We start from the raw sequence: 19,050 nt of genomic DNA, 5'->3' as shown, positions 1-19,050 counted from the left end.
GCTGGCAGGCGCTTCCCACAACCATTGTCAGCAAGCGCTAGTATAAGCATTACAAACATAACCACCACATAATCAACTTCATCTAATCTTCATCTTTGCGCATTGATATGAAAAGAACCATCATCACCCTGGCCCTGCTGATGGGCGCCTTCGGGGCCGCCCAGGCCCAGAACGCCACTACGTTCGGCGTCACCGTGGGCTACGGCCGCGACCGGATTCTGAGCAACAACCAGTACACGTCGGTGAGCCATTCGGCGTACCAGGCGGGCCTGACGGCCGATTTTAACGTGTCGGAAAAGGTATCCTTCCACCCGGAAGTGCTGTACAGCAAGCGCTACTTCGACACGTCGAACGACGCGAACCTGAACCGCGACATCTCGTCCATCGATGTGCCGCTGCTGGTGCGCTACCACCTCAGTGGCTTGTATTTCGAAGCCGGTCCGGAAGTGGGCTTTCCCATCAAGGCCGTGAACGAGGACGCGGCCGACACCAAGAGCGAGCTGAACAGCGTTGTGCTCAACTACATGGCCGGCGTGGGCTACCGCTTCGGCAAAGGCCCGTCGCTGGGCGTGCGCTACGACGGCGGCGCCTCCAACATCTTTAAGAGCAACACCTCGACGGTGCTGGGCGCGGGCAAGTTCAAGTCGAGCGCCGTGTGGGTGGTACTGGCGTACTCGTTTGGCGGCTAAGCGGCCCGGCGGCACCATATCACTTTCGACAAAAGCCCGGTTTCCATGATGGAAACCGGGCTTTTGCCGTTGAGAGGGGCCGTAGCCGGGCGCCGGGGGCGAAGGGGCGGCGTAGCTTTGCGGCACCTATCCATCCACTTATTATCTATGAAAAAAATTGTTTTTACTCTCGCCCTGCTGGCCGGCGTGGCGGGCGCGGCGCGGGCTCAGGATGTGTCGTTGGGCCTGAAGGCAGGCCCGACCTATTCCTCGTTTGTGGGCACGCAAGCGCCCAACCAAACCTACGTCTTTGGGTTTCACGCGGGGGGCTTCGCCAATATTGGGCTCACTAAGCTGTTCGCTTTCCAGCCGGAAGTTCTGTATTCCCAGAAAGGTTCGGACCTCGGTGTGGTGGACTTCCGGCTGCATTACCTTGATGTACCCCTGGCTTTCCACGTCAATGCCGACGGACTATTCTTTGAGGCCGGGCCCCAAGTAGGCTTCCTGCTGGCGGCCAAGGCCAAAACGGGCAACACGTCCACGGACATCAGAAGCAGTTACAATACCGTGGATTTTGGCTACCTGGCGGGCCTGGGCTACCAGCGCAAAACCGGCCTGGGCATTGGCTTGCGCTACAACGGCGGCTTCACCAACATTGAAAAATCCTTCACGGTGGGCAACGTGACGGTGCAAAACAACATCCGCAACAGCGCGTTTCAGCTGTACCTGACGTATTCGTTCGGCGGGTAATCGTTGGTTCGCACCTTCGCAAAAAGCCCGGTTTCCGCAGTAAAAACCGGGCTTTTGCGTGCACAGCGCCGGAGGCAATATTTACTTGCCTTCGGTAGTTTCAAGCCTATTCCTTCCACCTTTCCTTTTCTACATGTTTAAAACACTCCTTTCCCTCGGCGCCCTTCTCAGTCTGGCGGGCGCAGCTTGCGGCCAAACCATTCGCTACGGCCTGAAAGCGGGCGTGAGCCTGGCCCGCCAGACCGACTTCGACGTTACCGGCATGCGCAACAAAGTGGGCGCCACGGCCGGGCTGATGGCCGATGCTATGCTGAGCGAAAAGCTCTCGCTGCACCCGGAACTGCTGTTTTCGCAAAAGGGCCAGCGCTTCGAGGGAAGTGGGCCGGGCGGCTATACATACAGCTACGTGTTTCGCAGCAATTATCTTGACTTGCCCGTGCTGCTACGCCTGAAACTGAGCAGCTTCTTTGCTGAGGCCGGCCCGCAGGCCGGCTACCTGCTGAGCGCGAAAGGCACCGAAACGCGCAGCTCCAGTTCCATTCCAACGCCGGTTAGCACCACTTACAGCAGCACCGAAGGGCTACGCCGGCTCGATGTGGGCTTTGTGGTGGGCGTGGGCTACCAGCTGCGCGAGCGTTGGGAGCTGGGCGCGCGCTACAACGGCGGTATCCTGGGCACCAACTCCTACAACACCACGCAACGCCGCAATTCGGTTTTCCAGTTTCAGGCAGGCTACTTATTTGGCGGCGAGTAGCGCGCCTGATGCGCGCCACGCAAAACGCCCGGCTTCTGCGCAGAAGCCGGGCGTTTTGGTTTTATCATGGACTGCTTTTGCCTTACTCGGCCGCCGCGTAGTTGCGGTAGAAGTGCGGGATGGTTTCGATGCCCTTCAGGAAGTTGAACACGCCGAAATGCTCGTTGGGCGAGTGAATGGCGTCCGAGTCGAGCCCGAAGCCGAGCAGGACAGTATCGAGGCCCAGCTCCGACTTGAACATGGCCACAATGGGGATGGAGCCGCCGCCGCGTGTGGGCACCGGGCGCTTGCCAAAGGTAGTTTCCATGGCGTCGGCGGCGGCTTTGTAGGCTACCGAGTTGGTGGGCGTCACCACGGGCTCGCCGCCGTGGTGGGGGCGCACTTCCACCGTCACGCCCTGCGGGGCGATGCTTTCGAAGTGCTTCCGGAATTTCTCGGTGATTTCGGCCGAAGTCTGGTGGGGCACCAGGCGCATCGATATTTTGGCGTGGGCCTGCGAGGCGATGACGGTTTTGGCACCCTCGCCGGTGTAGCCGCCCCAGATGCCGTTCACGTCGAGCGTGGGGCGGATGCTGGTGCGCTCCATGCTGCTGTATCCTTTCTCGCCGTAGCTGTCGGGCAGGCCAATGCTTTGCTTAAACTCCTCTTCGGAGAACGGGGCTTTGGCCATTTCGGCGCGCTCGTCGGCGCTCAGCTCGTCCACGTTGTCGTAGAAGCCGGGGATGGTGATGTGGCCGTTGGCGTCGTGCAGGCTGGCAATCATCTCGCACAGCGCATTGATGGGGTTTTGCACGGCGCCGCCGTAGAGACCGGAGTGCAGGTCGCGGTTGGGGCCGGTCACGGTCACTTCGTGGTAGCTCAGGCCGCGCAGGCCCACCTCGATGCTGGGCACGTCGTTGGCCAGAATGCCGGTGTCGGAGATGAGGATGACGTCGGCTTTCAGCTTCTCCTTGTTGGCCTTCACGAAGATTTCGAGGTTGTTGGACCCAATTTCTTCCTCGCCCTCGAACATGAACTTGATGTTGCAGGGCACCCCGCCCTGGCCGTCGCGCATCATCATCTCGAAGGCCTTGACGTGCATGTAGACCTGGCCTTTGTCGTCGCAGGCGCCGCGGGCGTAGATTTTCTCGTCCTTAATCACCGGCTCGAAGGGCGGCGAAGTCCACAGCTCGTAGGGGTCGGCGGGCTGCACGTCGTAATGGCCGTACACGAGGACGGTTTTGGCCTCGGAGCTCACGATGTAGTCGCCGTATACAATGGGGTTGCCGGCCGTGGGGCAGATTTCGACGTTCTGCACGCCGGCTTCTTCGAGGCGGGTTTTGAGAAAATCGGCGGCATTCAGCACGTCGCCGTGGAACTTGGGGTCGGCCGACACGGACGGGATGCGGAGCCAGTCCATGAGCTCATCGAGGAAGCGGGTTTGGTTATCGGCGAGGTAATTGGCCATGCGGAGCGGAATTTTAGGGGTTGGGAATGCGGAGGTAAAAGTAGCAGGCCGCCGTCTCAAAACTCTTTTTGGTAGAAATGCTCCTTGTCGAGGATGGCGGCAATGCTCCGAAGGCGACGGCGCAGGTCGGCCAGCGGGGTCACGGTGCGCTGGTCGTGGCTACTCAGCACGCCTTCGCCCTGCACGGGCGAGGCTAGCATCAGCAGAAAGTCGCCGGGGGTGGCATTATTGGTGCCGAAGGGAGAGCCTAGCTTTTTGGTTTCCTCGTCCGCGGCAAAATCAACGTAGCGTAGGTGGAAAATGGCGTCTTCGCCAACCTTGATGCGCGGCGCCCCGGCATACGTTATGCCGAGGCCGTCGCCAATCGGCCCGGTCACCAGGCGCACCACAACGGTATCGGCGGGCCGTCCCTGCCAGGTTTCGGCTACCCGGATGGTGTAGCGGGAGTGGTAGCATACGTTGCGACTCGAATCGGTGACCAGACGGAGCACCGTGCCGCGCACCACCACGTCAGCGAATAAGGAAGACTCCTCGTAGGGGGCCGCTCCGTCGATGCGAATGAACCGCTCCATGGCCCGCAAATCGATGCCGGCGCGTCGCAGGTCCGCTTCTTTGGTCACGTCGATGCGGGACTTGTAGTAGTAGCCGTCGGCGGGTCGTTTGAAGCCGGCCTTGCGCACCGCTACTGCGAAGGCAGCCTTGTGCCGGGCCGCTGCCTCGTCGGAAGCAAAGGCGGCGCGGGCGGTAGTGGGCTGAGCACGGGCCGCCGGGCCACCCAGAGCGACCCAAAGCAGGAAGGCGAGCAAAAATCGAGTTTTCATCGGCGGTTTATAAGCGTGAATCCAGCACCAGTTCGTGCACCATCACCTCGCCCAGCTTCCAGGCTTCGGCCCAGTCTTTTTCGGGGCTCTCGAAGGTGAGTAGGTAGAGCGTGTCGGTTTTGGCATTGGCCAGGGCCAACTGATACACCACGCGGGACTCGGCGTCGGGCGGGGCATCGCGGTAGCGCACGGTCCATTTGCGCCAAGAGCCTTCGACGGCGGACGCTTTTTCCAGCTGCTGCTGACCTCGGCCGAAACCGGTTCGCATCATTAGCAGTTCAGCGTACTCGGGGGCGGGGCGCCGGGTCTGGGTTTTGGCCTTGCGCACCACCTGCAGCGAGAGGCCGGTCTGGAACTCGCCGCTCTCGCCTATTTCTTCCTGCGTGAGGTAGTAGGTAGCGCCACCTTTCTGCGCCTCGGCCCGGTAGTACCAGCCGGTGGGCAACAACGCAGCGGCCTTGCTTTCGGGCAGCGGCTGCCAGCGGAACCCGGTGGGCGGCGCGGCCAATTTGGTGTCGTAGCGCTGGGCGGCGGCGGGCTGCACCAGCAGCAAAGCCACCACCGAAACGAGAAGAAAGCGAAACATGCCGGCGAAGCTAGCGCCCGCTAGACTTTTGCATCGAGCCGCAGCTGCTTTATCATCTCCTCGCCGAATTTCCAGGCCAACGGCCAGTCTTTTTCGGGGCTTTCGAAGAGCAGCAGGTAGAAGGTGTCGGTGGTGGTGTTAGCAATGGCCCACTGCTGGATGATTTTGGCGTTGGCCCCCGCATTGGCCACACGGTAGCGCACGCCGTAGAGGCGCAACGGCCCTTGCGCCTTGGTTTCCTGGCCCAGCACCTGCATGCCTGCCCCGCGGCCGGTGCGGGCGCTGAAGGCCCGGGCGTAGGCATCAGCCGCCTGCTTAGACCGAACGCTGATGCGCCGCACCACATTCAGCGACAAGCCGGTTTGGAACTGACCGTTGCCCACAATCTTCTCCCGCGTCACGAAATAGGCTTGCGCGTCGCGGCTGGCTTCGGCCTTGTAGTTCCAGGTGAAGGGCTTGAGCACGGCCGCATTCACTTCGGGCAGCAACTGCCAGTTGTAGCCCACGGGCGCCGCTACCGAGCGGCTGGCTGTGGGTGGCGGAGAGGTTTGAGCAGTGGCCGGGCGCATCAGCAGTAGGCCGCACACGGCCAAAAGGGCAGAACGTAGCATAAGGCAAGGCGTGATTGGTGGAGCTTACTTATACGGTTCAGGTCTCTCCCATGGCCGGCCTGCGCCAGCTCAATAACTCTTCGCCGGAATGCCGCTCAAAGCACAGCTGTACTTACAGCGGCACCTGCTTGGAATTCTTAAGCAGCTTGTTCCAAATAGCATCGAAGGGGAAATTAGCCCGCTCTTCAAACTCATCCCGAGAGAAAACACGGTCGGAATCCGTCCATAAGCCATAATTGCGAGTGGTTGGCGCAAACAGAATGGGCTCATGTTGCGCGGTGAATCCAACCTCGCGCATTGGGTACCCATCCTCGTCTATCTCAACCAGCCAGTAGCTGACCATTCGCATACGCCCATCGTAATCGGGGCTGGCTTTGAGCGGCAGCATTTTCTCCAAAACCCAAGCAAGGGCTTCCAGTAAGATGCCACTCTTACCGGAGGGCTCTTTATGTACTTCGGGTACTTTAATGACAGCCATTGGAAATTAACGAGTGCTGCCCCTCCCCTACTTCTTCGCCCACGGCAGCGGCACGCGGCTTTCCGTACCGGTGCGCAGCCGGCCGATATTGGCCCGGTGGGTGTAGATGAGCAGCGCCGCCAGCAGAAACCCCACCCACACCAGAAACGGCTGCTGCGGCCGGAACTGGGGCAGCAATTGCAGCAGCGCGAAGCACACCCCGGCCGTCATCGAAGCCAGGCTCACGAAGCGGAACAGCAGCAGCATCACGATGAACACGAGGATGCACACGCCCACCGTGGCCGGGGCCACGCCCAGCATCATGCCCAGGATGGTGGCCACGCCCTTGCCGCCCCGAAACTGCGCAAACACCGGGTAGATGTGCCCCACCACGGCCAGCGCACCGCAGGCCAACCGGTAGTACAGCTCGTGCTCGGGCGCAATGGCGCCCTCGCCCACCAGCCACTGCGGCAGAAAAAACGCCGCCACAAAGCCCTTTAGCGCATCAACGAACAACACAAAGGAGCCCGCCTTGGGCCCCAGTACCCGGAAGGTGTTGGTGGCGCCGGCGTTGCCGGAGCCGTGCTCCCGAATGTCGGCCAGGTTGAAGAAGCGGCGGCCTACCCACAGGGCCGTAGGGATGGAACCGAGCAGGTAGGCGGCAAAAAGGGCGAGGGCGATGTAGAGGTAGTTCATGCGGGGATAAAAGTAGGGGCTTGTTCTGACGTTCGCCTCACCCCCCGGCCCCCTCTCCTCAGGGAGAGGGGGAGCCAGACGATATTTCGGCAGAGGAGTAGCAGTGAATGGAAACAGAAAAGGTCCGCAATTGCAGACCTTTCTGTTTCCATTAAGTCGTTTGGCACCCCTTCTCCCTGAGGAGAGGGGGCCGGGGGTGAGGCGAACGTCAGAACGAGGCTTAGCTGTCCCCAAACGGGTCGTCGGCTTTCTTCTTCTTTTGCTTCTCCTCTTCCTTCTTCTTTTTCTCTTCTTCCTTTTTCAGCTTTTCGGCTTCCTTGGCCTGGCGCTCGGCCTCTTTCTTGGCTTTGGCGGGGTCGGCTTCGGGTTCAGTGGCCGGGGCGTCGGCGGCGGGAATGGCGTCGGCGGCTTTGTCCTTTTCCTTGGCCTTTTCCTTCTTGGGCTCGGCGGCGGGGGCATCGGCGGCAGCGGGCTCGGCGGCTTTCTCCTTGGTCTTCTCTTTCACCGGAGCCGCAGCCGGCTCGTCCACGGCGCCATCGCCGAAGGGGTCGTTCTCCTTCTTCTTCTTTTTCTTGGTCGAAGCCGGGGCAGCCGCTTCGGCGGGCGCGCTGCCGGGGTTGGCGTTGGCGTCTTCGCTGCCGAAGGGGTCGTCGGACTTGCCCTTCTTCTTTTTCTTCTTATCCTCGAAGTTGTCGAAGTTGCCGGTGGGGGCCGGGGCGGCGGGACGGGCGGCCAGCTTGCCGGTTTTGCCCAGGTAGTCCTTCTGGAAGTGCGAGCGGAAGTTGTCCACGTCGGAGAATTCGCCCAGGAATACGCCGTAGGTGGTGGCCGTCTGGTAGTCGCCCTTTTGCTTGGCGCCGATTTCGCCGTCGAAGGCCTCGCTGGAGGCCTTGGCCAGCAGCAGGTTGTTGGCGTATTTCAGGTAGAACCAGGTCTGGGGCTCGGGTTCGAGGTACACCTCTACCACGTCGGTCGAGTTGTCGCGGCGGATTTCCACGTGGCCCTCCACCATGGCGTTGAGGGCGGTTTTGCCCACTCCCGACAAGCCGATGGGGCCCACCGAGTACCAGGCGCGCCGCTTCTCGCTCCAGCGCAGGTTCACCTTGCTCAGCACGATGGTGTGGGCCAGCTTGGGCGAAAGGCGGATAAGCGGGTCGGCGGCGCCGCGGTGACTGGCGTAGCCTTCCACGCCCTTGTCGCCGATGAACTGGCCCAGCTTGTACAGCTCGTTGGTAGAGCCGTCCTGGGCTTCCATCGAGCCTTTCGTAACGCGGGCCAGTTCGGCGCCCATGGCCTCGATGGCCTTAGGCGGCATGTTGATGTCGAGGCCCAGCAGGGCATCCACCGAGTAGCGGGCGCTGTCGGGGTTGGCGGTGCCCACGCCGCTGGCCACCATCTTGTAATCCTTACTGGTGCCGATGAACGACATCGGCCCGCGGAAGCTGAGCGAGTTGGTTTCGTCGGTGTAGGTCATGGCCGCGCCCTCGTAGGCGTTCACGTCGTCCATGTCGCGGCGCGAAATGCTGTAGATGCCCTTTTTGTCGTCGTAGCGCAGCTTGCCATCCACCTTGAAAATCGGGATATCGGTGGTATTGGGCACCGTGGCGGCGTAGAGCGGGTACACTTTGTTGCTCTGGTCCGACATGAACAGGCCCGTCACGAGCGGTGTGCCGTCTTCGGCCTTGATGTCCTGCAAACTCAAGCTAAAGTTCTTCGGGTCGATGGAGTCCTTCACCGCAATCCACTCGGCCGACGCGCGGTTTTTGCCGAACTGCAGCTGCACCTGGCCATCGAAGGCGAAGCCGCGCCGCTGCGAGTTCAGCTGCACGTTGCCCCGGTAGCCGATGCGCGGCGTGAGTTGAAACTTGCTGTTCGAGTTCACCACGGCGGTGGCCACGGTGGGCGGGCCCACGGGCGTTTCGCCGTCGGCGGCGGGCTTGGGCTTGCTTCTGAGCAGGCCCTTGCCGCCTTTTTTAGCGTCGGCCACGGCGCCGGAGTCGGCTTGGAAGTTGGAGAAGCGCAACGCCACCGAGTCGCGCGCGGTTTTGAAGGTGTACTCGGCCGTACCCGTGAAGGTCGTTTTCGACACCACCTCGATGGCGCCCTTGCTTAGGCGGTGGAACTTGGCCAGCGAGTCGAGCACTACGGTGGCGTTGCGGAAACGCTGCAGCTTGCCGTTGGCGCCAATACTCACCTTGCCCGAATCGGGGTATACCCAGGCGTCGGCCGAGGCGATGTAGGGCACGCCGCCCACCTGCATGCGGTATTTGGCCAGGTCGTACGTGGCCGTGGCGGCTTTGAACTTCAGGCCCTGCTGGTCGGGGTTGGTGGAGTAGAAGTACGACTTCGTGGAGTCGGCATTGGCCGCCACACGCAGCTTCACCTGCTTCTTTTTGAAGTCCCAGTGTCCATCGCTCAGCGTGGTTTTAAACTTCGAGTACGGCAAATCGATGCTGGCCTTGCTGCCTTCTTCGCGCTTGAAGTCGGCGTAGCCTTTCTGCAGGTTGTACTCAAACGCCACGTCGTTGGCCGTCAGAGCCGGCTTGTTGGTTTCGGCCGATTTCACGCTGAGCGCGGCTTTGCGGCCAGAGTAGCTGTCGGTTTTGAAGGTGAACTCCGGCGACTTAATGAACGACTGCGGCCCATCGAGGCGGCCGCTGCCGCCCGCGTTGTGCGGCGTCAGCAGGGCCGTGCCCTTGAAATTATAGCCCGACGCCAGCTTGGTTTTGGGGTCCACGGGGCCGGAATAGAGCTTGATGGCCTCGCCGCTGGCCGGCGTGGCCAGGTACATCGAGTCCTGGCGCACGTTCCAGTTCATGAGGTAGCCGGTGGGCAGGGTCATTTTCGGAATGTCGGCCGTGGCCGTTTTCTTGGCCGCAATGGCGCCGGTTTTGCCCACGGCCACCACCGAGTCGCGGTAGAACACGAAGCTATTCGAGGTGAACGTGCCCGACTGGTAAGTCACCGTACCGTCGGCCTGCAGGCCTTTGCCGTCCATCTTCACCTTGTTATACACCCGGCCCCGGCCCTTGTAGAGCGGGAAGCCGTCCTTCGGCACGTCGTAGGTGAAGCCCAGCGAACCATCTTCCTGCACCGTGAGCTTGGTTTTGAGGTCGGGCAAAATGCCGCCGCTGCGGAACGTGCCATCGAAGCCCGACGCCGATTTGCTGATGCCGTTGAGCGAGTCGAGCTTGAAGGGCGGGATGTCGAACACCATCGTCGAGTCGTAGGCGCCGCCCAGCACATCCTGCTTGCCGAAGAACACGTTGGAGCCGGTTTTGGAATCGAACGACGGGTACTGCGGCTTTTTCTTGCGGCCCGACTTGTTCTTGGGGTCGTTCAAAAAGAGGCGGCCGCTGGAGGTTTTGCCCTTGTTGGTAAGGGCGAAATCGGCGCGCTTGCCGTTGGGCTTGCCCTTGGCGTCCTTGGCCTCGCTGCGAATGACGATGGAGTCAATCTTGGCCATGTCGACGTAAAAACCGTCATAATCGAACTTGAACTCGCGGCCCTTGAAGCGCATGGCCGACGCCACCACCGTGCCGCTGAAATCGATGTTGCGGTTTTTGCCAATGCGAATAATGGAGCTGTCCGGCTTCACGAATACCGTGGCCGAGTCGTCGGAAAAGTTGAAGCGCTCCACGCCGCGCACCAGCAGCTCGTTGGTGTTCAGGTTGAGCGTGGCATTGCGCCCCGAGCCCGACAAGGACTTGATGGCCAGGTGGTCGTAATCCTTCTTATCGCGGGCCGAAGCCACGTAGTGAAAGCCCTTGGGCAGAATGGTGACCTCGCCGGTCTGCGGGTTCCAGCTCACGTAGCCGTCGCGCGTCAGGCCCGAGGCGGCGCTGCGCATGTTGTCTTCTGAGGTTTGCAGGTCGCGGGCCAGGTCGCTCACGTTGATGGTTTTCACGTCGCCGTGCGTCTGGCTGTAGCCCACCAGCATCTGGAGCGGGTGCAGACGGTTGATACTTTTGAGCTGCTGATAGCGGTTGTTGGTAAAAAACTCCTTGCTCTCAAAATCGGCCGACTGCTGGTTTTTCGACGACAGCACCTCGAAGTTGATGGTGGGCTGGCGCAGGTTCCAGGTCAGGGCCTGCGTCCGGATTTCCATCTGGTGGTAGGAGTCGCTGTAGGGCGTGTTTTTATACAGGCCTTCCTCGCGCGAAAGCTTGAGCTGCTGCTTGGCCTTGGAATACTTGAGCTGCGCGCCGGGGTGCGTCACGGAGTCCTTGGCGCCTTCGTAGATGGTGACGGCGGCCCGGGTGGCCGTAATCAGCGAGTCGCCGAGCACATAGGCCCGCGAGGCGGCCTTGAACTTGGGCTTGCCGTCGAGGCTCACCGTGAGGTTGGACAGCGAGCCGTCCAAGGCCGCGCTGAGCACCCGGCCGCCGGCCATCGACAGGCCGCCACGGTACTGAATGTTGTCGCCCAGGCTCTTGATGCGGGCATCGTTGGTGAGCGAGATGAAGCGCGGGTAGCCGTTGTCCGTCGCGCCGGGCTTGCGCCGCACGGCCTTGTAGCTGAGGGCACCCTTCACGGGCGCTTCCAGCACGGCCGGGTAGGTCAACGTCACGGGCTGGGCCGTGAACTCGGGCTTGCTCATGTCGAAGTCGAAGCCCGCCAAATCGGCCGTTACCAGATTGCTTTTGATGGACCATACAAACTGCCCGCCGGTGCCAATGAAGCGGTTGGAATTGGGCACGGCCGTGCCGCTCACCTTTTTCACAAACACCGAGTCGCCGGCCGAAGCCATAAACAGGTCGGCATCTTTAATGACCAGCACGGCACCACGCGCGGGCGGCGCCTGGTAGTCCTCGTACGGCGTAGCCGAGGGCGTGAAGCTGGCGGTAGGCGTCTCAAAAGCCGCTGCCTTGGCCGCCACCTCCGATGCGGAAGGCGTTTTGGCGGCCGGGCTGGCTTTGGTGGCGGGGGCGGTTTTGGCTACCGCCTTTTTGGCCGGAGTCTTTTTCTTCACGGGCGCGCCCCAACCATCGTCGGCATCGCCCCAGCCGCCACCCGAGGGCGACGACCAAAGGTCGGCCGTGTCCCAGCCGCTGCTGCTGGCTTTCTTTTTTGGAGCGGGCTTAGGGGCCGGTTTAGCGGCCGGCTTGGCGGCCGTGGGCTTTTTGGCCACGGGCTTGGGCGCGGCGGGCAACGGGTCCTCTTTGGGCGCGGGCGCGGTGTTGAAATCGAGGTTGGAAACCGGCGCGGCAACGGGCGAATACGCAAACGACACCGTGCCGCCCACCGCCCGCAGCGAGTTGAAACCCGTGCGGTAGAGGTAGCCGCCGTTGAAAAAGCGGTTGGTGGAGGTGATGAATTTCTCGGTTTCCTGGGGCGCCTCCTTTTGCAGGGTCTGGCCCAGCACATCGAGGTACTGGTCCATCTGGGCATCGCTGAGCTTAGCCTTTGTAGCACCGCCCACAATGGCCCCGAATAAGCTCTCGAAGTGCGGCCGCGGCCGGAAATGCTGCGCCAGCATCACCTGCGACAGCGCCACGATGCGCGCCTGCTGCGACGAGGTGAGGCGGTTCGAGCCCCACAGCTCTTTCAGGCGGGCGGCCGAAGCCATGGCGGCGGCATTGCGCGTGGCGGCCATCATGCTCTGCGCGTCGAGGATGTACTGGGCCGGGTCGGTGGCCAGCGTGCCCACCTGGTAGCGCGGCGGCGCCGGCGCCGTGCCGGGCGGTGCCGCTTTGGTTTGAGCCTGGGCCGCCGAATGGCCGCCCAGCAACAAGCTCAACCACGCAGTGAATATGAGGTATCGATTCATAAAGTCAGTTTTCAGTAGTAGAAGGGCTTGCTGACAAGCCCGAGCCGTCCCGGATTTTCAATGTAGCAGTCTGCGCCGCGCCGCCCGACTGCCGCGGCCGTGCAACGACGCGCCCAGGAATCAGCGGACTGCTTTTCCAACGCAAACGCCTGGCTCGAAGGATAGTGCCCGGCGTTGCGTTAAAAACCCGGTACAAGTTAGGCACAATCAAAAAAGCAATCCAGCCATGCCCCGCATTAGCCATGAATACCTGTTGATTATCAACAATTTTCTAAATAGTATCCATTTCGGGTTTCCCGTAAATATTCAGTTTTCAGGAGCCGGCCTGGCCTTTCAGCCGCTTTTTCATGCGCAACGGTTGCTGGGCTAACGTCGCTCGGGTTGCCTCGCCGCTGCGTTACTTTGGGATATGACTACCGCTCCCATTCGCACCGCCCTGCTGGCCTACGGCATGTCGGGCAAGCTTTTTCAGGCCCCTTTTCTGGCCGCGCACCCCGGCTTCGAGCTGTATGCCGTGGCCGAGCGCACCGAGCAGCGCATGCACCACGACTACCCCGGCATCCGCAGCTTCGGCAGCGTGGCCGAGTTGCTGGCCGACCCCAGCATTGAGCTGGTGGTGGTGAACACGCCCAGCGGCACCCACTTCGAGTTGGCCAGCCAGGCCCTGCGCGCCGGCAAGCACGTGCTGCTCGAAAAACCGGTGGCCACCTCCGTAGCCCAGCTGCAGGAACTGCTGGCGCTGGCCAAGCAAATGGACCGCCACCTGCTGGCCTACCACAACCGCCGCTGGGACACCGACTTTGGCGCTGTGCGCCGCGTGGTGGAAAGCGGCCAGCTGGGCCAGCTCATCGAAGTGCATTTCCGCTTCGACCGCTACAAGCCCACGCTCAACCCCAAGAAATTCAAGGAAGACGTATTGCCCGGCAGCGGCTTGCTTTACGACCTGGGCCCGCACCTCATCGACCAGGCCATCAGCCTGTTTGGCCGGCCGCTGAGCTGCCACAAAACCGTGGGCCACTACCGCCCCGGCACCCAGGTCGACGACTATTTTTCGCTGCACCTGCGCTACCCGCAGGGCCTCAATGTGTGGCTGACCTCGGGCCTGCTCATTGCCAACCCCGTGCCCGCCTATGTGCTACACGGCTCCCAAGGCAGCTACCAGAAAGGCCGCACCGACCCGCAGGAAGCCCAGCTGCTAAGCGGCATGTCGCCCGCAGCCCCCGAATACGGCCGCGAAAAGCCCGGCGAAGAAGGCCGCTTAACGTTGGCCGGCCCTGATGGGGCGCTGACTACCACGCCCGACCCAGCCGCGCCCGGCAACTACCTGGGTTTGTTCGAAGCCGTATTCCAGGCTATTCGGTACGGCGCCCCCTACCCCATCCGGCCCGAGCAGCTGCTGTGGCAGAACGAATTGCTGGAGCAAAGTGCGTCGGCTTAGCGCGGCTTTAGAGTCGAATGGGTGTTGACGCCGGGGCAAATTCTGCGCCTGCATCATCCAGCCTTGCATCGACCTGCAAACTGCTCCCGGCAGCTATTTCCTCCCCAGCACCAGCCGCGCGCCCAGGGCCCGCTGCAAATCGGGCACGTCCCAATGGCGCAGCACGCCGGGCAGCACCTGCGAGTAAGCATCCTTGGTTTCGGGCTGTTCCAGCAGTTGCTGAAACGAGAGCGGCAACTGCTCCACGGTGAGGCGGCTAATGGCTGGGGAGGCTGCGGCCATCAGCATGGCGGGCAGGGCCGCCCGGCCGCTGGCCCGAATTTCGAGCGGGGCGGCGTGCAGATGCTCGGTATTACGGACAAACACACGGAGTTGGGCAATGTCATTTAGGCGCTGGGCCAGCAGGGGGCGGCCTGTGTGCAAAGCCAGCATTGCGTTACGGTACTCGCGGTTGTAGTATTTGGGGTCGTTGAAGGCAGCCGGGTCGGTGGTTTCGCCCAGCCCGCGCAAGTCGGCCAGCACCACGGCGGTGCCCTGGCGGAGGTAGGCTTGCAGCTGCCGGGCGCTGTCGAGCGCGGCGGCCTTGCCGGCTTCGGGCAGCCAGACAAGCACTTTGGTGGGCTCGGCGCCGGTAGGCAAGGCTAGCAGCAGCGGCAGCGGCGGCTCATCGTCGGCCCGCAAAATCCCCTTTTGCCAGGCAATACCGTCTCGCTTCAAGGTATCGAGCATCGAAATGGACATGCGCTTGGGCGAAGCCGCCACTGTTTCGCCCAGCGTCGTCGCCAATAGCTTGTGCCACTCTGCCCCGGATGCCGCGCTCCGTTGCAGTGCCATGGCTTGAGCAGCGGCTAAATGCTTCGCCGCCAGATTCTCTTCTTTCTTGAAAGCCGTGTTGACCTGGCCCGTGCTGGTGCAGCGCAATTCTTTTTCGGTTGAAACAGCCATGCGGACTTCCCGAACCGGATTCGAGTCCCCATACAACCAACGTCGGAACCACGCTACCGCCGCCTCGCGCTTGGGCTGCGAAATGCCGTGGCCGTCGTCATAGGTGAAAAAATCAAACTGCTCGGCTTTGCCCAAAGCCGCGTAAATGCGGCTCGTTTCAGCCGTGGCCGCCTGTATCTGGGTGTAGTCCACGAAGTCGTAACGGCCGGCCAGCACCAGCAGCGGCTTGGGCGCAAACATGACGGGCCAGTCGGCTAGGTCCAGCCGGGCGCGGCCGGCGCCGGGCAGCATCACGCAGCCGTCGGCGGGGCCGGTCAGCTCCAGGTTGCGCTCGCCGGCGGCCACGTAGCTGCACAAGGCGGCTACTTTCATGCGCGGCTCCAGGGCCATGAAGTAGGCCGTTTGGGTGGCGCCGCCGGAGTTGCCCAGGCAGCCCAGACGAGCAGTATCCACCTCGGCCCGGGTCAGCAGGTAGTCGAGGCCCCGCTTGTTGTCCCAATATTCCTCAGCCGACGTGGTGGTGCCCACCAGCGCCGCGCCGGCGTTCAGCAACGTGTGCTCGGTGGTGCCGCCGCGGGTGAGGGCTTTGCCGGCGGCATCGGTCAGCTGCATGCGCTCGCCCTGCGAAATGGGGTCGATGACCAACACCACAAAGCCGTGTTGCGCCAGCAAAATGGCGGTTTTCTGATACGAAAGCGTCGCCTTCGATTCCTGCTCGTGCCCGCAGAACAGCAGCACGCCCGGCTTCCGGCCCTTGCCCGTCGGCACGTATAAATTGGCCGTAACGTGGTGGTTGGGCGTGCTTTCGTAAATGACTTTCTCGATGCGAAAACCCTCCCGTGCCAGCTGGCCCGTCACTTGGGCCCGCAGGGGCGTGCGCATTGGCAGCGGCCCCAGCACCCGCCGGAAGCGCGCCCGCACGCTGTCGCGGTAGGCCGCTGCCCCAGCGGCCGACTGCGCGGCGCGGTCCAGCTCCGCCGCGCGGGGCGCGTATTGGGCGTGCATTTGCTGCAACAGATAAGTGCTGAGCGTAGCCGGGGCTTTCCAGTCCAGCACGTTGGCGCTGGGCTGCTGGGCGCGGGCGCTGAGGCTGGCGCTCACGGCTACCAACATGCACAGCAGAACCTTTCCGCGCCTCAACATGCGCTTATTGGGCCGCCACTGCCTGTAGCTCTTCCACCAAATCGGCTGAACCCACAAACAGCGGCGCGCGCTGGTGCAGGTCGGCGGTGGGGTGCACGTCGAGCACTACGTCGGCGCCGGTCACGGCCACGCCGCCGGCCTGCTCAATGATGAAAGCCAGCGGGTAGCCTTCGTAGAGCAAACGCAGCTTGCCGGTCGGCTTGTCCACGGTGGGCGGGTACATGTAGATGCCGCCCGTGAAGAGGTTGCGGTGGTAGTCGGCCACCAGCGAGCCCACGTAGCGGGCCGTGAGGCGACGCTCCTTGCAGGTCATCAAAAAGGTGCGCACGAACTCGGGGTAGTCGAACCAGTTGCCTTCGTTGCAGCTGAACACCGGTCCCTGGCGCGGAATCTTGATGTCGGGGTGCGAGAGGAAAAATTCGCCCAGCGAATTCTCATACGTGAAGCCCGCCACGCCGTGCCCGGTGGTGTACACGAGCATGGTGCTGGAGCCATACAGGATGTAACCGGCTGCCACCTGCGAGCGGCCACCCTGCAAAAAGTCCTCCTTGCGGGCCGGCCCGCCAATGCGCGACACCCGGCGGTAAATGCTGAAAATAGTACCGATGCTGATGTTCACGTCGATGTTCGACGAGCCGTCGAGTGGGTCGATGGCCACCACGTACTTGCCGTTGGTGTTGCCGGTTTCGATGATGTGCTCGTCCTCTTCCGAGAGAATGGCGCAGGCCTCGCCTCCATTGGTCAGCGCCCGAATGAAGCGAATATTGGCTTCTACGTCGAGCTTCTGCTGGTTTTCGCCCTGCACGTTTTTCTCGCCCATAGCCCCGGTGATGCGCGAGAGGCCCGCCCGGTTCACTTCGCGGTTCACGATTTTACCGGCCAGGGCAATGTCGCGCAGCAGTTGGCTCAGCTCGCCGGTGGCGTAGGCAAATTCGGCTTCCTTGCGCTTTATATAGCGCTCCAGCGTGGTACCAACGGGGGTGGCCAGGGAATTTTCGGTGGTTTGGGACATGGGTGGGATGAGGGCGGAAGCGGGCATTAGGAAGCTTGTTTCTGGGCCTGCCACAGCACTACCTGCCAGCCCTTTTTCTTGTCTTTGATTTGAACTACCACGTACTTGATGCGGGCCACGCTGGTGCTGCCATCCGGTTGGGCCGGGGAGGTGATGCGGATGGTGCCGTTCACGACGGCCGTTTTGTCGTCGTTGTACACGCGCACGTTCAGGGCATCGATGTCGATTTTGCCGTACTGGCTTTTGCCGTCCCGAATGCTCTGGATGTACTCCGCTTTGGTGTTTTGCAGGCCGCTGCCGTGCGTGTACACCAAGTCATCGCCGAAAGCTTTTTCGAGAAAGGCGTAGTCCTTTTTCACCTGCGCCTCGAAGCGCTGGCGCTCTAATGCTTCGATTTCTTTGATGACAGCCATGTTTTTGGAATTAGGTGCCTGCGCAAAGGCAAAGAGAGGCAAGGCCAGCAACAAAGCCAGCAGCAGCGGCCGCATGTTCATATCCGATACAGTTTGAGGCAAGCGGCGCGGCTCCGGTGAAGAGGCCGCGCCGCTTGCCAGGAGATTATTCGTCGTCGAGCTTGATGGGCTCCATGCGCGGCACCAACGTGAACATCAGCACCCAGGCCAGCAAATAGGCCGCGCCGCAGATGAAGAACATGATGTAGTACGCCTTGTCAATCTGGCCAATACTTTCGAAGTGCACGAACATGCGCTTCTGCACCAGCGCCGTAAGGGCGATGCCGCCCAAACCGCCGGCCATGCCACCAATGCCCGTCACCGAGCCCACCGCCCGCTTCGGGAACATGTCCGATACGGTAGTGAAGATGTTGGCACTCCAGGCCTGGTGCGCTGCTGCCGCAATGCCGATAACCAGCACCGCCAGCCACATATTCATCCCGCCCAGCCACTGCGCAAACACGATGGGGAACACGCAGAAAGCAATAACCAGCATGGCCGTTTTGCGGGCCTGGAACGCGGGCATGCCGCGCTTGATGAAGCCCAGCGGCAGGTAGCCGCCGCCCACGCTGCCAATGCTCGACAGCACGTACACCGCCGCTACCGGCAGGGCAATGTCCGTTCCTTTCAGGCCGTACTGCTTGCCCAGGAAATCGGGCAACCAGAACAGGTAGAACCACCAGATGGGGTCGGTCAGGAACTTGCCAATGACAAAGGCCCAGGTTTGCTTAAAGCGCAGCAGCGTGGCCCACGAGGTTTTGGGTTTTTCCTCCGTCACGCCCTCGGCGGGCAGGCCCACCGGAATATCAGCATTGATATACTCAAACTCCGCTTTGCTCAGACGCGGATGCTTGGAGGGCGTTTCGTAAAACATCATCCACAGCACCAGCCAGATAAAGCCCAGCGCGCCCGTAATCAGGAAGGCCCATTTCCAGCCGTAGTGTTCCGCGATGTATGGCACCGACAGCGGCGCCACAATGGCGCCCACGTTCGAGCCCGAGTTGAAGATGCCCGTGGCCAGCGCCCGCTCCCGCTGCGGAAACCACTCAGCCGTGGTTTTGATGGCCGCCGGGAAGTTGCCGGCCTCCGTGATTCCCAGGAATGCCCGCGCAATGCCGAAGCCAAACGTGCTGGCTACCAGCGCGTGGCCCATGGCCGCCACGCTCCACAAAGCCGTGGAGAGGGCGTAGCCCAGCTTGGTGCCCAGCTTGTCGATAACGCGGCCGGCGCCCACCATGCCCACTGAGTAAGCCAGTTTGAAGGCAATTTCGATGTTGGCGTAGTCGCCCGAATTCCAGTGAAACTCCTTTTCCAGGTAGGGCTTCAGCAGCGAAATAACTGCCCGGTCGAGGTAGTTGATGGTCGTGGCAAAGAAAACCAGCGAGCAAATGGTCCAGCGGTACTTGCCGATGGTAGCATTAACAGTGGCCAGCGGGGACGCCGGCGGCGCTTGAGCGGAATAAGCCATATATCGAGTTCGGGAATTTGAAACGGGGTACT

The 19,050-nt window shown here is 62.0% G+C and carries 15 protein-coding genes; 4 read left to right on the top strand and 11 right to left on the bottom strand.

Annotated elements, in window-relative coordinates; translation table 11 throughout:
• Nucleotides 1-107 precede the first annotated feature (107 nt).
• From Q4S41_RS20635 to Q4S41_RS20625, 3 genes are all read left to right on the top strand, one after another.
• Nucleotides 108-689, top strand: coding sequence for a porin family protein (locus tag Q4S41_RS20635; RefSeq protein ID WP_305033028.1), 582 nt, complete (start codon nucleotides 108-110; stop codon nucleotides 687-689).
• A 147-nt stretch (nucleotides 690-836) separates the two neighbouring features.
• Complete coding sequence (locus Q4S41_RS20630) at nucleotides 837-1,418, top strand: porin family protein (RefSeq protein WP_305033027.1); 582 nt, start codon at nucleotides 837-839, stop codon at nucleotides 1,416-1,418.
• Between the two features lie 133 nt (nucleotides 1,419-1,551).
• The gene (locus Q4S41_RS20625) at nucleotides 1,552-2,172 is read left to right on the top strand and encodes a porin family protein (protein WP_305033026.1); all 621 of its coding nucleotides are present in this window, start codon (nucleotides 1,552-1,554) and stop codon (nucleotides 2,170-2,172) included.
• Nucleotides 2,173-2,254: 82 nt separating this feature from the next.
• Here the strand turns inward: Q4S41_RS20625 and Q4S41_RS20620 are convergent, their stop codons facing one another.
• The 7 genes from Q4S41_RS20620 to Q4S41_RS20590 all read right to left on the bottom strand — a co-directional run bounded on the left by Q4S41_RS20620 (nucleotide 2,255) and on the right by Q4S41_RS20590 (nucleotide 12,560).
• Nucleotides 2,255-3,619, bottom strand: a complete 1,365-nt coding sequence (locus Q4S41_RS20620) for a dipeptidase (RefSeq protein ID WP_305033025.1) — start codon at nucleotides 3,617-3,619, stop codon at nucleotides 2,255-2,257.
• A gap of 56 nt (nucleotides 3,620-3,675) precedes the next feature.
• Nucleotides 3,676-4,440, bottom strand: coding sequence for a hypothetical protein (locus Q4S41_RS20615; RefSeq protein WP_305033024.1), 765 nt, complete (start codon nucleotides 4,438-4,440; stop codon nucleotides 3,676-3,678).
• Between the two features lie 7 nt (nucleotides 4,441-4,447).
• Nucleotides 4,448-5,026: a hypothetical protein gene (locus Q4S41_RS20610; protein WP_305033023.1), complete on the bottom strand. Its 579-nt coding sequence runs from the start codon at nucleotides 5,024-5,026 to the stop codon at nucleotides 4,448-4,450.
• Nucleotides 5,027-5,046: 20 nt separating this feature from the next.
• Nucleotides 5,047-5,637 carry a hypothetical protein gene (locus tag Q4S41_RS20605; protein ID WP_305033022.1) on the bottom strand — a complete coding sequence of 197 codons (591 nt, stop codon included), beginning with the start codon at nucleotides 5,635-5,637 and terminating at the stop codon, nucleotides 5,047-5,049.
• Between the two features lie 112 nt (nucleotides 5,638-5,749).
• Nucleotides 5,750-6,115 (bottom strand): hypothetical protein, encoded by a 366-nt coding sequence (locus tag Q4S41_RS20600; protein WP_305033021.1) that lies wholly within the window; start codon nucleotides 6,113-6,115, stop codon nucleotides 5,750-5,752.
• Nucleotides 6,116-6,142: 27 nt separating this feature from the next.
• Nucleotides 6,143-6,790 (bottom strand): glycerol-3-phosphate 1-O-acyltransferase PlsY, encoded by a 648-nt coding sequence (gene plsY / locus Q4S41_RS20595; RefSeq protein WP_305033020.1) that lies wholly within the window; start codon nucleotides 6,788-6,790, stop codon nucleotides 6,143-6,145.
• Between the two features lie 220 nt (nucleotides 6,791-7,010).
• Nucleotides 7,011-12,560, bottom strand: coding sequence for a hypothetical protein (locus tag Q4S41_RS20590; protein WP_305033019.1), 5,550 nt, complete (start codon nucleotides 12,558-12,560; stop codon nucleotides 7,011-7,013).
• 409 nt (nucleotides 12,561-12,969) lie between these two features.
• Between Q4S41_RS20590 and Q4S41_RS20585 the strand changes: the two genes are divergently transcribed.
• A complete protein-coding gene (locus Q4S41_RS20585; RefSeq protein ID WP_305033018.1) occupies nucleotides 12,970-13,998 on the top strand; it encodes a Gfo/Idh/MocA family oxidoreductase in 1,029 nt (342 codons plus the stop codon).
• A gap of 93 nt (nucleotides 13,999-14,091) precedes the next feature.
• On the opposite strand, the gene Q4S41_RS20580 is transcribed toward Q4S41_RS20585, so the two are convergent.
• Genes Q4S41_RS20580 through Q4S41_RS20565 form a run of 4 tightly spaced genes read right to left on the bottom strand, consistent with a single transcriptional unit; the run spans nucleotide 14,092 to nucleotide 19,018 of the window.
• Nucleotides 14,092-16,056 (bottom strand): alpha/beta hydrolase family protein, encoded by a 1,965-nt coding sequence (locus Q4S41_RS20580; protein WP_305033017.1) that lies wholly within the window; start codon nucleotides 16,054-16,056, stop codon nucleotides 14,092-14,094.
• 34 nt (nucleotides 16,057-16,090) lie between these two features.
• Nucleotides 16,091-17,098 (bottom strand): class 1 fructose-bisphosphatase, encoded by a 1,008-nt coding sequence (gene fbp, locus Q4S41_RS20575; protein ID WP_305033016.1) that lies wholly within the window; start codon nucleotides 17,096-17,098, stop codon nucleotides 16,091-16,093.
• 26 nt (nucleotides 17,099-17,124) lie between these two features.
• Nucleotides 17,125-17,613 carry a nuclear transport factor 2 family protein gene (locus tag Q4S41_RS20570; protein WP_305033015.1) on the bottom strand — a complete coding sequence of 163 codons (489 nt, stop codon included), beginning with the start codon at nucleotides 17,611-17,613 and terminating at the stop codon, nucleotides 17,125-17,127.
• Between the two features lie 43 nt (nucleotides 17,614-17,656).
• Nucleotides 17,657-19,018: an MFS transporter gene (locus Q4S41_RS20565; protein ID WP_305033014.1), complete on the bottom strand. Its 1,362-nt coding sequence runs from the start codon at nucleotides 19,016-19,018 to the stop codon at nucleotides 17,657-17,659.
• Nucleotides 19,019-19,050: the final 32 nt, after the last annotated feature.

The sequence above is a fragment of the Hymenobacter convexus genome (assembly GCF_030580955.1).
Lineage (GTDB): Bacteria > Bacteroidota > Bacteroidia > Cytophagales > Hymenobacteraceae > Hymenobacter.
Note: the sequence above shows the minus strand (reverse complement) of the source record. Positions and strands in the feature narration are given on the sequence as shown.

What these genes read in the sequence shown, in the direction of transcription:
- Q4S41_RS20600 (WP_305033021.1), bottom strand. Translation starts at nt 6,115, where the DNA reads ATGGCTGTCATTAAAGTACCCGAAGTACATAAAGAGCCCTCCGGTAAG.
- Q4S41_RS20585 (WP_305033018.1), top strand. Translation starts at nt 12,970, where the DNA reads ATGACTACCGCTCCCATTCGCACCGCCCTGCTGGCCTACGGCATGTCG.
- fbp (WP_305033016.1), bottom strand. Translation starts at nt 17,098, where the DNA reads ATGTCCCAAACCACCGAAAATTCCCTGGCCACCCCCGTTGGTACCACG.
- plsY (WP_305033020.1), bottom strand. Translation starts at nt 6,790, where the DNA reads ATGAACTACCTCTACATCGCCCTCGCCCTTTTTGCCGCCTACCTGCTC.
- Q4S41_RS20590 (WP_305033019.1), bottom strand. Translation starts at nt 12,560, where the DNA reads ATGAATCGATACCTCATATTCACTGCGTGGTTGAGCTTGTTGCTGGGC.
- Q4S41_RS20605 (WP_305033022.1), bottom strand. Translation starts at nt 5,637, where the DNA reads ATGCTACGTTCTGCCCTTTTGGCCGTGTGCGGCCTACTGCTGATGCGC.
- Q4S41_RS20620 (WP_305033025.1), bottom strand. Translation starts at nt 3,619, where the DNA reads ATGGCCAATTACCTCGCCGATAACCAAACCCGCTTCCTCGATGAGCTC.
- Q4S41_RS20635 (WP_305033028.1), top strand. Translation starts at nt 108, where the DNA reads ATGAAAAGAACCATCATCACCCTGGCCCTGCTGATGGGCGCCTTCGGG.
- Q4S41_RS20625 (WP_305033026.1), top strand. Translation starts at nt 1,552, where the DNA reads ATGTTTAAAACACTCCTTTCCCTCGGCGCCCTTCTCAGTCTGGCGGGC.
- Q4S41_RS20565 (WP_305033014.1), bottom strand. Translation starts at nt 19,018, where the DNA reads ATGGCTTATTCCGCTCAAGCGCCGCCGGCGTCCCCGCTGGCCACTGTT.
- Q4S41_RS20615 (WP_305033024.1), bottom strand. Translation starts at nt 4,440, where the DNA reads ATGAAAACTCGATTTTTGCTCGCCTTCCTGCTTTGGGTCGCTCTGGGT.
- Q4S41_RS20630 (WP_305033027.1), top strand. Translation starts at nt 837, where the DNA reads ATGAAAAAAATTGTTTTTACTCTCGCCCTGCTGGCCGGCGTGGCGGGC.
- Q4S41_RS20610 (WP_305033023.1), bottom strand. Translation starts at nt 5,026, where the DNA reads ATGTTTCGCTTTCTTCTCGTTTCGGTGGTGGCTTTGCTGCTGGTGCAG.
- Q4S41_RS20580 (WP_305033017.1), bottom strand. Translation starts at nt 16,056, where the DNA reads ATGTTGGTAGCCGTGAGCGCCAGCCTCAGCGCCCGCGCCCAGCAGCCC.